We start from the raw sequence: 13,189 nt of genomic DNA, 5'->3' as shown, positions 1-13,189 counted from the left end.
ATTACCTATTGTGAGTTGTGTATATTCCTAGAAACTTATAACGACCGCAACTTACCTTCTGATCTAATGAATTCACCATAAATACAAAAGATTGAAAGCTAGATGCGTGATATTCCAATTCCACACGAGACGCAGGAAAATCAATGCCCTAACATTCACAATGCAATATAAACCAAAACCAAGAACAGCTATTATGATCTGGTATATAAAGGGACTCTCAACTGGTGCCTCCTGACTAAGTCCATCAAACCCACCCGTGAAGTAAGCTACAGGAAGTATTACAACACTGAGAATAACTACATCAATAATTGAAGCACCAACTCGTGACCATCTTGATGCTAATACAGGCTGGCTTTCTTGAATATCTTCCTTAATAAAGTGGATTATTGTTTACTCAACAAAGCCTATTAAATCGACGAGTGTCCAGCATCACCTTGGTTGCATTTGATCCCCACGCTTTGATATCGACTACCGAAACAAATTAAGACCAAATGCTCGTTTAATGCTACCTAACACTTGATTTGATTCATCTTGTGACTTTTCGCTACCAATACTAAGAATTTCAATTAATTGAGCTTTATCTGATATGAATGTATCTCTACGTTCTCTAATTGGCTTTAGAGTTTCCTGCAAGCATTCTTCAAGAATTTTTTTGTGGCCCCATCTCCTAGACCACCTTTTTGGTACCTAACCTTTAAATCATCAACATAAGCTAAATCTGGATGGAATGCGTCTAGATATGTGAAAACAACATTACCTTCAATTTTACCTGGGTCTTCAACTGCTAAGTGATTAGGATCGGTATACATTGATTTTACCGCCTTTGATATATCCTTTTCTCCAGAGCTTAAGAGGATGCAATTACCCATTGATTTAGACATTTTACTTTTACCATCCGTGCTTGGTAAACGAGGGGCTTTGCTTAATAACGGTCGACACTCAACTAAAATATCATCTTGGGCTATATGATTTAGTTTTCTCACTATTTCATTCGTTTGCTCAATCATTGGTAACTGGTCATCACCAACAGGGATGAGCGTTGCTCTAAATGCAGTAATATCGGCAGCTTGGCTAATCGGATATGTTAAGAAACCCGCAGGAATTGAGCCTCCAAATGACTTACCTGCAATTTCATTTTTAACTGTTGGATTTCTCTGTAATCTAGCGACAGACACTAAATTTGAGTAATACATTGTCAATTCAGATAATGCTGGGATCGCAGACTGCAAGCAAATTGTCGTTTTCTGTGGGTCAATGCCAACGGCTAAATAATCAGCAACAACATTCAAAATATTGGAAGATACTTTATGGGGATTGTGACCGTTATCAGTTAAACCTTGTAAATCGGCAACCAAAATGGTTTGTTCATAGTCGTTTTGTAATGCGACCCTTTGCTGAAGTGAACCGACAAAGTGTCCGAGATGCAACTGCCCTGTAGCTCTATCACCAGTTAACACTTTTTCTTTTTTAACAGTATGTATTCGATTATGCAAAATGTGACTCCTAAATTGTACCATCGGAGACATAAATTGCGTTATTCATAAGCAGTCTTCCGACGGCTTTGAACAAATGTGATTCAGCGCCGCTCTATAAGATAGAACGCCACCATGAAACTGAGATTAGATTAAACGTATGATTTACTTGCATTGTTTTAACCTACCACTCACCGGAAAACAATTCAAGTGGAGTTTTGCTTACGTGGGTATACCGTCTGGCATAAGTTGCGCCAACGTATTACTGACTAAACCAATTACCCTTCAAACCAAAACCGCCGAGTGTAGCAAATCGTGTTGATGCATTTGTTAGAATTTTATATATCAGCCATAGTCAGCAATTGACTACAGTTACGAACCGTTAAAATATTTATTCTTAACGTTACGCTATAAATAATGCGGTAATTACCAAAAATAATTTCACGATAATTAGCTCTGTTTAGCTCAGGAACAAGGCGACCTAACTCTGGAAATGAACCTAAATTCTCTGCTTTGTCGAATACTTCATTAACCCATTTTTCTGCCGCAGATGGATTATCTAATGCAATGTATTCTGCTGTCTGCCCTATTTTGTCTAAAGCAAGCGGCGACCAAACAACATTCATGAACGTAAACGTCCCAAGATTTTAGAACGAGCATCTTCATTTGATAAACCGAAGCCACTAGCGATTTGAGCTTCAGCTTGCTGCAATTCTTCCAGTAACTCTATTTTTTCTTGCATTGCTTCATATTCAGCAACATCTAAAACAACAGCGACACCTTTGCCACGCTGAGTAATTACTAAAGGTCTACGAGTTTCGTTAATTTGACGAATAAACGAAGCTACGCCAGCTCTAAACTCTGAAAGTGGTTGAATATCTTGATCTAATCTTAGTCGAGTCATAATAACACCTTAGTTGTACTTAATTTTGTACCGATTATAGTGCAAGTATAAATATTCAGCAATACTAAGAAAAATTATAACGCCGAACATAAGGAATAGAACACTATTCAATGAAGATCAATTTATGAAGCGTTAGCCACGCAGTGAAAGAGGCTCATCGTCTAACTGTGCCAATATGGTCGAGTACGAATCGCTGTCATTAACCCATGAGATATGGCCATGACCTTACAACTGACGCGTGTACCAATAAACCAGAGCACGATGCTTTGATTAGCCCTTTTACTGATGTGCATTAATACGATTAACAAGAACGTTTGCACCCGCACTGAGCCTGAAACTAACTGGTACGAATGTCGTAGCCATCACTCTTTGAATAGTGCCAGATGTGGGTTAACCGATAAATGTCGAGCGACCCTGTTTCACCGCAATGGAATGCAACTAAACAGGCAGCAGTTGAGACTGCGTAAGAGATCCTCAATATGTGTTTGCCGCAAGCGTGACTTGAAGGCCATTCTGACTAACGAAGAGGACGCACTTGTTAATCGACTTTTAGTCGACCGCTAACGCGGTCGATAGGATCCACTTTGCCGCTTGACGCCCGAAGGCTCATATGTGTTATGCATCTTTTGCCGCTAATCTTTATAGCCACATTTTGGCGCACTAATTAAACCCTCATTAAATGAGACAACGCAATCAATATAATTGCTTCCCCCTTCTAAATAGAAATATTCTAAAGAAAAAAAGATATCGCTATTCTTTGATGAAAATGATTCAACAAAAACACCTGAGGACCCGTTAAAGATTAACTCTTCATTGCCAACAATTACTGATTTTATTTTAAGACTATCAATGACTCTAAATTCTGGAGTGCTTATTTTATCAATTTCGAGTATAGGGTTTACTTCCATGTTATGCTTCACGACTCTAACAAGAAAGTCATTAACTCTATATGTTTGGACTTTATCTATCGATGCAGGTAAAACACTCGAACTTGCAGAAAAAGAAAATAGCAACATACAACAACATGATATCACCTTAGACATCATAAATTTTGCACCGTAAGGATATAAATTACTGAACATATTTAACCCTCTTATTAAACCGGTCACCAGGAACACTTGCCCAGAGAGATCTATTAGTAATTACTCGCTTAAAACTTTCAAGATCATTATTAGCTATAGTTTCTTGCAAGTACTCTCTAGCTGCTGGCGTATAATCACCACGAAATTTTAAGTCTATTGTTATTTCTTTAATAGTAATGTCCAACTTGCCCCAATCTGTATTACCATATTTCTTAACAACATCAGCTTTAGTGCAAATTCTTTTTACTTCTGACGCCTCAAAATCATAGCTTATTTTAAATAACTTTCTTTGAGCATCAACTGTAACTTGATAATCAACCAAATCATTATCAATGATAAACTGTTTTGCTTGCTTTCCTTTTAAACCAACAGCACTCGCTAGCTTAGATATAACATCCGGTTTTAAGCCTGCGGCTGCAAGATCTTTACGAATCAGAGCTGATTTTTTCCTTCTCAAATCATAGCCTCTACCCACGGTAACACCAGAACTTTCACTTGGGACATGTAATTTTCGGCTGTGATATGCCCACCTTCATTCCCTTCTGCATTCCAAGTTAGTAAACCAACTTTTGGAGGTGTAGTGGACATCGGTTTAAAAACAGAACGAACCAGTTCATTTAAGGATTTTACGATTTTCCCATTAGGCTCTGCATATTCTTTCGGCTTGGAGATCTTAAGATGCTTATTCTGGTATTCAACCAATTTATCAATCAGTTCGTTATCACATTTACCTGTAATTGTTAACGACTCACTGTTGTTTCGACGTGAATATACATTCAATAATGCTTGTAACAGCTTGACATCATTAATATTGTTTTTCTTCTTTAAACCAACAAAGCTTGTTATTTCAAATGACAAAATGTACTCCAAAAAATTTACAATTGAATTGAATTTTGCCAGCATAACTTCTTAATATTATGTAAGAAATTTAAAAGTATAAGGGTTTAAATATTTTCGATTTACCACACACCTAGCTGTAAATTACAAAGCTATCACTATTGCAAAGTTTATACGAATAACGCCTTGGCATAAGGTGCGCCAACGCTGAACTTACTAAAATAAATACACTTCAAACCAAAACCGCCGAGTGTCAGGCGTCACATTAATGCCTTTGATACTTATTGAGCCTTCTCCGACAACATACCCCAAAGGAGTATGCTGGAAGGCTACTAAACCAAAAAACGGAGAAGACTCATATGCAATTTTATACGAAGAACCACCCTTATTACTGCGGGATAGATCTCCATGCCCGTTCTTTATATGTCTGCATCATCAACCATGATGGTGAAATATGTATCCATCAAGAGATTAAAGCCTCACCTGAACATTTAATGAGAATTCTTGAACCCTATATCGGGAATATTATTGTCGGCGTTGAATGTATGCATTGTTGGTATTGGGTAGCCGACTGGTGCGAAGACAATGCGGTCGACTTTATTCTCGGACATGCTTTGTACATGAAAGCGATTCACGGCGGTAAAGCTAAAACCGACAAAATTGATTCCTTTAAAATTGCCAAACTACTTCGTGGGGGTACATTCCCTGTCGCCTATCATTACCCTAAATCAATGCGTGCTACGCGAGACCTTTGACGATAAATACGTTCAAGTTAATATCAATCTCGATTTAAACCTCGTTGAACATTACGATAAAGAACTCCGACAGATAGAAAAACAGTTGGAAAACCATGCCATTAAACACTTCTATCGTGAATACCATTTACTCAAATCTATCAAAGGGGTCGGTAAAATACTCGCCCTCACCATTCTCTATGAAATCGGTGACATCCAACGCTTTGATTCAGTACAGAAGTTTGCTTCTTACTCTCGCCTAGTCAAATGCAAAGCTGAATCAGCAGGTAAAATCTATGGTACTTCAGGTGCCAAAATTGGAAATGCTCATCTTAAATGGGCGTTCTCTGAAGCTTGCGTACTTTATCTTCGAGGTAATGATGATGCCCAACGCTATTTAGCCAAGCTTCAACGCAGAATGCCAAAGTCGAAAGCCCTATCTGTACTCGCTCACAAATTAGGGCGATGTGTTTACTTCATGTTAAGGAACAAAACACTATTCAATGAAGAGCAATTTATGAAGCGTTAGCCACGCAGTGAAAGAGGCTCATCGTCTAACTGTGCCAATATGGTCGAGTACGAATCGCTGTCATTAAACCATGAGATAAGGCCATGACCTTACAACTGACGCGTGTACCAATAAAACAGAGCACGATGCTTTGATTAGCCCTTTCACTGACGTGCCTTAATACGATTAACAAGAACGTTTGCACCCGCACTGAGCCTGAAACTAACTGGTACGAATGACGTAACCATCACCCTTTGAATAGTGCCAGATGTGGGTTAACCGATAAATGTCTAGCGACCCTGTTTCACCGCAGTGGAATGCAACTAAACAGGCAGCAGTTGAGACTGCGTAAGAGATCCTCAATATGTGTTTGCCGCAAGCGTGACTTGAAGGCCATTCTGACTAACGAAGAGGACGCGCTTGTTAATCGACATTTAGTCGACCGCTTACGCGGTCGATAGGAGCCACTTTGCCGCTTGACGCCCGAAAGCTCATATGTGTTATGTTCATAGCTTAAATTCCAACCTTACTTGCAAGTTTCTCTGCACTTTAGGTTCTCCATCTACTATTAACCTAGCAAACTTCCATTGTTGAAAAGCAACTATTGCAGCATCATCAAAAATAGAATTTGGTACGGACTCTTTAACTGTAATGTTTTTCACTCCCCCATAAATATCAACATCAAAACCAAGAACAACGAACCCTTCAATCTTATTACTTATTGCGTCATTAGGGTACCTTGGGTTTACTCGGTGATATGGCGGTGGATATTTTGTTTCATCATGAATTGTTCTCGGCATGACATTGTTAGATACACTATTCGAAGGTACTTCATCATGATTTATTGATTGACAAGAAACAAGAAAAAAACAAGTAAATAAAAACTTCCTCATAACTATCCTATAATGCTTACTCTATTTTAATAACCTTCCCGAACTTTACATCACTTGATATTACCTTGTTAAATACCAACTATCTTTAGCCGAGTCTCTGAGTCCGTTTCTATAAAGCGTTGATTGACTGCCACTGTACATTCAAAAAAACACTGAAATATTTCAGGAGTATTTTTGAGAGCATTACTCATACCAAGGACAATCATATCAAGGTTTTCATTTGACTTAACAACTATGGTTGACATGCCAGTTTCAGGATCATCAATGCTGGACATACAATCAATCCATGCATCCATATTTTCACCATAAGAATCGGGGAAACCCATTATTTCACTGAAAACAGAATGAAATGATTTCCAACTTTCTATTTCATTGAAATCAATAATTACCTGCATAGGATCTACTAACTCTACTCTGAATATATAACGCAGGGCATAAGGTGCGCCACGACTAACCTACAAAGCCCACTGAACTTCATACCAAAACCGCCGAGTGTAACGCGTTACCTTGATGCCTTTGATACTTATTGAGCCTTCTCCGACAACATACCCCAAAGGAGTATGCTGGAAGGCGACTAAACCAAAAAACGGAGAAGACTCATATGCAATTTTATACGAAGAACCACCCTTATTACTGCGGGATAGATCTCCATGCCCGTTCTTTATATGTCTGTATCATCAACCATGATGGTGAAATATGTATCCATCAAGAAATTAAAGCCTCACCCGAACATTTAATGAGAATTCTTGAACCCTATATCGGAAATATTATTGTCGGCGTTGAATGTATGCATTGTTGGTATTGGGTAGCCGACTGGTGTGAAGACAATGCGGTCGACTTTATTCTCGGACATGCTTTGTACATGAAAGCGATTCACGGCGGTAAAGCTAAAACCGACAAAATTGATTCATTTAAAATTGCCAAACTACTTCGTGGTGGCACATTCCCCATCGCCTATCATTACCCTAAATCAATGCGTGCTACACGTGACTTATTACGTCGCCGAATGAAAATTATCCGTCATGGCGCAATGCTCAAAGCACACGTCAGTAACACTTTGAGTCAATATAACTTACCCGCCCATGGAACCAATCTTCGCTATAGCCAGGCACGAGATGCACTACGCGAGACCTTTGACGATAAATACGTTCAAGCTAATATCAATCTCGATTTAAACCTCGTTGAACATTACGATAAAGAACTTCGACAGATAGAAAAACAGGTGGAAAACCATGCCATTAAACACTTCTATCGTGAATACCATTTACTCAAATCTATCAAAGGGGTCGGTAAAATACTCGCCCTCACCATTCTCTATGAAATCGGTGACATCCAACGCTTTGATTCAGTACAGAAGTTTGCTTCTTACTCTCGCCTAGTCAAATGCAAAGCTGAATCAGCAGGTAAAATCTATGGTACTTCAGGTGCCAAAATTGGAAATGCTCATCTTAAATGGGCGTTCTCTGAAGCTTGCGTACTTTATCTTCGAGGTAATGATGATGCCCAACGCTATTTAGCCAAGCTTCAACGCAGAATGCCAAAGTCGAAAGCCCTATCTGTACTCGCTCACAAGTTGGGGCGATGTGTTTACTTCATGTTAAGGAACAAAACACTATTCAATGAAGATCAATTTATGAAGCGTTAGCCACGCAGTGAAAGAGGCTCATCGTCTAACTGTGCCAATATGGTCGAGTACGAATCGCTGTCATTAAACCATGAGATAAGGCCATGACCTTACAACTGACGCGTGTACCAATAAACCAGAGCACGATGCTTTGATTAGCCCTTTCACTGACGTGCCTTAATACGATTAACAAGAACGTTTGCACCCGCACTGAGCCTGAAACTAACTGGTACGAATATCGTAACCATCACCCTTTGAATAGTGCCAGATGTGGGTTAACCGATAAATGTCTAGCGACCCTGTTTCACCGCAATGGAATGCAACTAAACAGGCAGCAGTTGAGACTGCATAAGAGATCCTCAATATGTGTTTGCCGCAAGCGTGACTTGAAGGCCATTCTGACTAACGAAGAGGACGCGCTTGTTAATCGACTTTTAGTCGACCGCTTACGCGGTCGATAGGATCCACTTTGCCGCTTGACGCCCGAAGGCTCATATGTGTTAAATTGTTATTCGCCTGAATCGAAACTATCTGTCTCAGAGATCTCAACATACCCGTTTTCTATGAAAAAGTTCTTGAGTTCAAATGCGGCGTTCCTCAACGTGTCTCCGTAACTATGAGAATAAAATGAAAAGATGGTATTACTGGAGTACTGTTCTAATTTTTCAATTGAACACAATTTTTCAACAAGTTGTACGGCACCAGCAAGCAAGCTGGCATCTCCACATTCAATATGTCCACAAGCTTCAGGATCAATGTCACATACATGTATTACTGAGTCTGGTATGCGCGCATTGAGGTCTCCGACGTCTTTGCTAGGGTCGCGTAATTTTACTTCTACAATCTGTTCAAATTTCCAATAAACATCATGTTCTTCCGTATCGAAGCTATAGTGTTTTTGTATTTCTAATATAACCGCTTCAGCGCATAAAATGCTCATAAACCCCGATTCGGTTAAATTGTTATTGTGAACCAAACTTTCGGTCACAATTCCAATAACTTTGCCGTTTTCCGAGAGCACAGGCCCACCACTGTAGCCTCCACGAGCTAAACTTGAGACAATGAAGTGAGGGTACGCTGAATGCCTAACATCAATAACTGCATTAACTTGGCCTAATGATGCAACTTGGATCGGCATCTTCGAAAAAGGAATTGGTGGATATCCTATTACTAACACGTTATCTAACAGGTACGAGGTATCATCAATATAGTGACTAGTAGCTGAGTCAAATGTTAACCGTGGAAGGTTAATACCATTTAATTCAACTCGAAACACGGCCACATCAACAGAATCATAACTTTCAGAAAACTTCGGGCCATCTATCACTTTAAGCCGTTTCGGGTTTGTGAAGTTTGCTGTTTCATTGCGGTATGCACGATTCTCGTATTTTTCAATTGCACGTTTCGTTGTTGCAACCTCAACAATGCTTTTCCCTTCTACAACATGCTTTGCTGTAATGAATAGGCCATTTCCAACATGAAATGCAGTGCCAATCCCATGTTCTTCTGTGCTTTCATCAATAACTGATACATATGCTATTGCACCAGCAGACTCAACATGGTGCTCATTCAAACTTTTTTTTCGATATATCATCAATAAAGATCCAACTCAAAATTAGCTGCCTACAATAACTGCACTTGTGAACAATTTAACGCCTTGGCATAAGGTGCGCCAACGCTGAACTAACTAAACCAAATACACTTCAAACCAAAAACGCCGAGTGTCAGGCGTCACCTTAATGCCATTGTTACCCGGCCGTTCGACTTGGGTGAAGCAGCTTGCCTGCCATGATGAAATGCAATTAAAAACGGCGCTTATTAAGCGCGACAAACACCCAACTCAAGGCAGACAAATTCAAAACTATAACCACGAAAATTACTGCGCGTTTACCCACAAAATAGCGGCTACGATAAAGTTAGCACTACGGTTTACCTAGTGAAGCCGCACCTTACATTTACGATGAAATTGATAACAACGCAGCCCAAACTAAAGCCGCGAACAACACCCACAATTCTACTGTTTACGGCAACCACCAAAATGTAACCACTTCCCTACCAACGTACCGACCACACTATTGAAAGCGGACATCCTCGAAAATGGCGAGGCAATGGATGAGAAATTTAAGAACAAGTGAGTACGCTGAGTATCAACCGCCACGGCCGAACCATGGTAAAAGCCCAATACAGAAGTTGGCGCGGTTATCAGCGAACATTCACGCAAGTCGTTGAGACGTTTAAAAACAAGAATCCGCTATGACCGAGGAACGACTCTTACTGCATACGAATTTATCTGGAATTGACCAACTCACAGCGACAACGGAGTTAGGTAAGCAAAAAGAACTCAACCAAGTCGGGTAACGCCTTGGCATAAGGTGCGCCAACGCTGAACTTACAAAACCAAATACACTTCAAACCAAAATCGCCGAGTGTCTGGCGTCACATTAATGCCTTTGTTACCCGGCCGTTCGACTTGGGTTAAGCAGCTTGCCTGCCATGATGAAGTGAAACTAAAAACGGCGCGGATTAAGCGCGACAAACAGCCAACTCAAGGCTGACAAATTCAAAACTATAACCACGGAAATTACTGCGCGTTTACCCACAAAATAGCGGCAACGATAAAGTTAGCACTATGGTTTACCTAGAAAAGATGAACCAGAAACACTCGCCAATACTGATAAAAAGGCAGCCCAAACTAAAGCCGCGAACATCACCCATAATTCTACTGTTTACGGCAACAACCAAAATGTAACCACTTCCCTGCCAACGCACCGACCACAATATTGAAAGCGGCTATCCTCGACAATGGTGCGGCAATAGCTGAGAAATTTAAGAACAAGTGAGTACGCGGAGCATCAACCGCCACGACCGAACCATGGTTAAAACCAAATACAGAAGTTGGCGCGGTTATCAGCGAACATTCACGCAAGTCGTTGAGACGTTTAAAAATAAGAAACCGCTATGACCGACGAACGATTCTAACTGCATACGGATTTATCTGGAATTGACCCACTCACAGCGACAGCGGAGTAAAGTAAGCAAAAAGAACTCAACCAAGTCGGGTAACGCCTGCCATAATACGCCACAACGCATTACAGTAATGTTGATAGACCACCGAAAACATCACTGCTAATTCAAACTCGTAGTGCCGAGCGTTGGTGGTCGTATTGATGGCTTTGTTATGTTTTGTTTACAACCAGGTATGTTTTTGACTCAATATCTTGAACTATCACTTCAATTAATGACTCAGTTTTATCAATAAATTCTCGAATTAGTCCATCACTCATTATGTAAAACTGCTTTTCATCTTCACTAAGCTCTAGTGAGTTAAACATATTCAACATTTTATTTCTGTTTTTACTGATAGTACCTTCATCTTTACCAGAAAACTTGCCATTTTGATGCACTATTGAATTTCTAAGATTTTGATATTGTCCAATTCTAGGCCAAATATGTTCAATGGAAGAAAATGGCAAGCTTGTTGTTATTTTTAAGTATTCAACTGCCTTTTGTATAATATTCCCACCTGATAGCCCATCATATGAAAAGTCTGCACGAACCTTAAATTTAACTTCAGTACATATTTGAGACAATGTACTCTCCAATACGGTATAAACTAAAACAATTGCTGAATGATATAGATAGCTACTTATTGCTTTTTGTTCTTTTATAAACATATCTTGTAATAGGGACTCATGCTCAGGATTATCTAAAGTATCCTGATATATTTTATCACCTAATTTTTGAGTTCTTTCATCGACAGATTGCGATGTGAAGTTTATATATTCCCGTAAATACTTTACTTCATACTTAAACCTATCTTTTAACAAGTCAAGGTGAAGGTTTACTTCTTCTATATTGTCTTTCTTTGTAAACATTATTCTGTACTACCTAACTAAAAACATAACGCTTCCATAATTTGTTCCACGGCACACTGACAAAACCCGCCAAACTTCAGACCCAAAATACGTAATAAAACAACATCAAGCTAATGGTTTTGTTATGTTTATTTTATCTTGGCATGTTTAAGGTATAAATCGATGACTCTTTCCAAATTACGTTTAGCTCCAGGATTGAATTCGTACATCCCATCATCATTATAATCACCAGCATTTTCGTATGCAGATATATAATCTGAGTGAACTTTACTTAATTTACTTGCAGACCGTTCACTAAGTAATACTTGAAGATTGAGTACGTCATCATCTTTAACCACATTAGATCCTACATCCCCATTTTTTAAGTTATTCTTTTCGATAAGTAGCATTTTCCTAATTATTTCAACTCGATCATTATACTCTTTACGCTTGTCTCGACCTAATGCAAACCAGTGTCCCAATAATGCTCCAACTAAAACACCTAATAAACCAGATAATACTGGATTCATACCACCTCCTAAACATAACGCCTTGGCATAAGGTGCGCCAACGCTGAGCTTACTAAACCAAATACATTTCAAACCAAAACCGCCGAGTGTTAAGCGTCACATTAATGCCTTTGTTACCCGGCCGTTCGACTCGGCTAAAGCAGCTTGCCTGCCATGATGAAATGCAATTAAAAACTACTCAGATTAAGCGCGACAAACACCAAACTTAAAGCAGATAAATTCAAAACTATAACCACGAAAATTACTGCGCGTTTACCCACAAAATAGCGGCTACGACGAAGTTAGCACTATGGTTTACCTAGAAAAGATGAACCAAAATCTTGTGCGAATATTGATTTAAAGGCAGCCCAAACTAAAGCCGCGAACAACACCAACAAAGTTACACCGTCACTACAGCCACCAAAATGTAACCACTTCCCTGCCAACGAACCGACCACAAAATTAAAAGCGGCATTCCTCGAAAATGGCGAGGCAATAGCCAAGAAATTTAAGAATTGGGAGTACGCGGAGCATCAACCGCCACGGCCGAACCATGGTTAAAACAAATAAAGAAGTTGGCGCGGTTACCAGCGAACATTCACGCAAGCCGTTGAGATATTTAAAAATAAGAAGCCGCGACAAACAACAAACGATTCTTACTGCATACGAATTTATCTGGAATTGACCAGCTCACAGCAACAGCGGAGTAAAGTAAGCAAAAAGAACTCAACCAAGTCGGGTAACGAGGCTGTAGAATTTCTTCTCGCCCGTC

Annotated in this window: 13 protein-coding genes and 2 pseudogenes; 3 read left to right on the top strand and 12 right to left on the bottom strand. The window is 39.6% G+C overall.

What is annotated here, in order from left to right; all coding sequences use genetic code 11:
* Positions 1 to 468: 468 nt before the first annotated feature.
* From trpS to OCU87_RS07930, 6 genes and pseudogenes are all read right to left on the bottom strand, one after another.
* Positions 469 to 1,517 (bottom strand): annotated as a pseudogene (gene trpS / locus OCU87_RS07955) (tryptophan--tRNA ligase).
* Between the two features lie 293 nt (positions 1,518 to 1,810).
* Positions 1,811 to 2,098 (bottom strand): type II toxin-antitoxin system RelE/ParE family toxin, encoded by a 288-nt coding sequence (locus OCU87_RS07950; RefSeq protein ID WP_261858207.1) that lies wholly within the window; start codon positions 2,096 to 2,098, stop codon positions 1,811 to 1,813.
* Positions 2,095 to 2,376: a type II toxin-antitoxin system Phd/YefM family antitoxin gene (locus OCU87_RS07945; protein ID WP_094958601.1), complete on the bottom strand. Its 282-nt coding sequence runs from the start codon at positions 2,374 to 2,376 to the stop codon at positions 2,095 to 2,097. The genes OCU87_RS07950 and OCU87_RS07945 overlap by 4 nt, the downstream gene beginning before the upstream one ends.
* 632 nt (positions 2,377 to 3,008) lie before the next feature.
* Positions 3,009 to 3,284 (bottom strand): hypothetical protein, encoded by a 276-nt coding sequence (locus OCU87_RS07940; RefSeq protein WP_261858206.1) that lies wholly within the window; start codon positions 3,282 to 3,284, stop codon positions 3,009 to 3,011.
* 163 nt (positions 3,285 to 3,447) lie between these two features.
* Positions 3,448 to 3,933 (bottom strand): lysozyme family protein, encoded by a 486-nt coding sequence (locus OCU87_RS07935; protein WP_261858205.1) that lies wholly within the window; start codon positions 3,931 to 3,933, stop codon positions 3,448 to 3,450.
* Entirely contained in the window at positions 3,912 to 4,316 is a 405-nt protein-coding gene (locus tag OCU87_RS07930; RefSeq protein WP_261858204.1) for a hypothetical protein, read from the bottom strand. The genes OCU87_RS07935 and OCU87_RS07930 overlap by 22 nt, the downstream gene beginning before the upstream one ends.
* Positions 4,317 to 4,654: 338 nt before the next feature.
* Between OCU87_RS07930 and OCU87_RS07925 the strand changes: the two are divergent.
* Positions 4,655 to 5,558 (top strand): annotated as a pseudogene (locus OCU87_RS07925) (IS110 family transposase).
* Between the two features lie 485 nt (positions 5,559 to 6,043).
* Here the strand turns inward: OCU87_RS07925 and OCU87_RS07920 are convergent.
* A complete protein-coding gene (locus tag OCU87_RS07920) occupies positions 6,044 to 6,430 on the bottom strand; it encodes an energy transducer TonB (protein ID WP_261858203.1) in 387 nt (128 codons plus the stop codon).
* A gap of 68 nt (positions 6,431 to 6,498) precedes the next feature.
* Positions 6,499 to 6,825, bottom strand: coding sequence for a barstar family protein (locus OCU87_RS07915; protein ID WP_261858202.1), 327 nt, complete (start codon positions 6,823 to 6,825; stop codon positions 6,499 to 6,501).
* A 206-nt stretch (positions 6,826 to 7,031) separates the two neighbouring features.
* On the opposite strand from OCU87_RS07915, the gene OCU87_RS07910 reads away from it, so the two are divergent.
* Positions 7,032 to 8,075 carry an IS110 family RNA-guided transposase gene (locus tag OCU87_RS07910; RefSeq protein WP_261858201.1) on the top strand — a complete coding sequence of 348 codons (1,044 nt, stop codon included), beginning with the start codon at positions 7,032 to 7,034 and terminating at the stop codon, positions 8,073 to 8,075.
* A gap of 487 nt (positions 8,076 to 8,562) precedes the next feature.
* On the opposite strand, the gene OCU87_RS07905 is transcribed toward OCU87_RS07910, so the two are convergent.
* Positions 8,563 to 9,648 carry a S1 family peptidase gene (locus OCU87_RS07905; protein ID WP_261858200.1) on the bottom strand — a complete coding sequence of 362 codons (1,086 nt, stop codon included), beginning with the start codon at positions 9,646 to 9,648 and terminating at the stop codon, positions 8,563 to 8,565.
* Positions 9,649 to 9,793: 145 nt separating this feature from the next.
* Between OCU87_RS07905 and OCU87_RS07900 the strand changes: the two genes are divergently transcribed.
* Complete coding sequence (locus tag OCU87_RS07900) at positions 9,794 to 9,991, top strand: hypothetical protein (protein ID WP_094958925.1); 198 nt, start codon at positions 9,794 to 9,796, stop codon at positions 9,989 to 9,991.
* A gap of 782 nt (positions 9,992 to 10,773) precedes the next feature.
* Here the strand turns inward: OCU87_RS07900 and OCU87_RS07895 are convergent.
* The 3 genes from OCU87_RS07895 to OCU87_RS07885 all read right to left on the bottom strand — a co-directional run bounded on the left by OCU87_RS07895 (position 10,774) and on the right by OCU87_RS07885 (position 12,438).
* Complete coding sequence (locus OCU87_RS07895) at positions 10,774 to 10,980, bottom strand: hypothetical protein (protein ID WP_261858199.1); 207 nt, start codon at positions 10,978 to 10,980, stop codon at positions 10,774 to 10,776.
* A 250-nt stretch (positions 10,981 to 11,230) separates the two neighbouring features.
* Complete coding sequence (locus tag OCU87_RS07890; RefSeq protein WP_261858198.1) at positions 11,231 to 11,929, bottom strand: hypothetical protein; 699 nt, start codon at positions 11,927 to 11,929, stop codon at positions 11,231 to 11,233.
* A gap of 128 nt (positions 11,930 to 12,057) precedes the next feature.
* Positions 12,058 to 12,438: a hypothetical protein gene (locus tag OCU87_RS07885; RefSeq protein WP_261858197.1), complete on the bottom strand. Its 381-nt coding sequence runs from the start codon at positions 12,436 to 12,438 to the stop codon at positions 12,058 to 12,060.
* Positions 12,439 to 13,189: the final 751 nt, after the last annotated feature.

Source organism: Photobacterium sanguinicancri (genome assembly GCF_024346675.1).
Lineage (GTDB): Bacteria > Pseudomonadota > Gammaproteobacteria > Enterobacterales > Vibrionaceae > Photobacterium > Photobacterium sanguinicancri.
This window is presented reverse-complemented; position numbering and strand designations above follow the sequence as displayed.

What these genes read in the sequence shown, in the direction of transcription:
- OCU87_RS07950 (WP_261858207.1), bottom strand. Translation starts at nt 2,098, where the DNA reads ATGAATGTTGTTTGGTCGCCGCTTGCTTTAGACAAAATAGGGCAGACA.
- OCU87_RS07945 (WP_094958601.1), bottom strand. Translation starts at nt 2,376, where the DNA reads ATGACTCGACTAAGATTAGATCAAGATATTCAACCACTTTCAGAGTTT.
- OCU87_RS07940 (WP_261858206.1), bottom strand. Translation starts at nt 3,284, where the DNA reads ATGGAAGTAAACCCTATACTCGAAATTGATAAAATAAGCACTCCAGAA.
- OCU87_RS07920 (WP_261858203.1), bottom strand. Translation starts at nt 6,430, where the DNA reads ATGAGGAAGTTTTTATTTACTTGTTTTTTTCTTGTTTCTTGTCAATCA.
- OCU87_RS07915 (WP_261858202.1), bottom strand. Translation starts at nt 6,825, where the DNA reads ATGCAGGTAATTATTGATTTCAATGAAATAGAAAGTTGGAAATCATTT.
- OCU87_RS07910 (WP_261858201.1), top strand. Translation starts at nt 7,032, where the DNA reads ATGCAATTTTATACGAAGAACCACCCTTATTACTGCGGGATAGATCTC.
- OCU87_RS07905 (WP_261858200.1), bottom strand. Translation starts at nt 9,648, where the DNA reads ATGATATATCGAAAAAAAAGTTTGAATGAGCACCATGTTGAGTCTGCT.
- OCU87_RS07900 (WP_094958925.1), top strand. Translation starts at nt 9,794, where the DNA reads ATGCCATTGTTACCCGGCCGTTCGACTTGGGTGAAGCAGCTTGCCTGC.
- OCU87_RS07890 (WP_261858198.1), bottom strand. Translation starts at nt 11,929, where the DNA reads ATGTTTACAAAGAAAGACAATATAGAAGAAGTAAACCTTCACCTTGAC.
- OCU87_RS07885 (WP_261858197.1), bottom strand. Translation starts at nt 12,438, where the DNA reads ATGAATCCAGTATTATCTGGTTTATTAGGTGTTTTAGTTGGAGCATTA.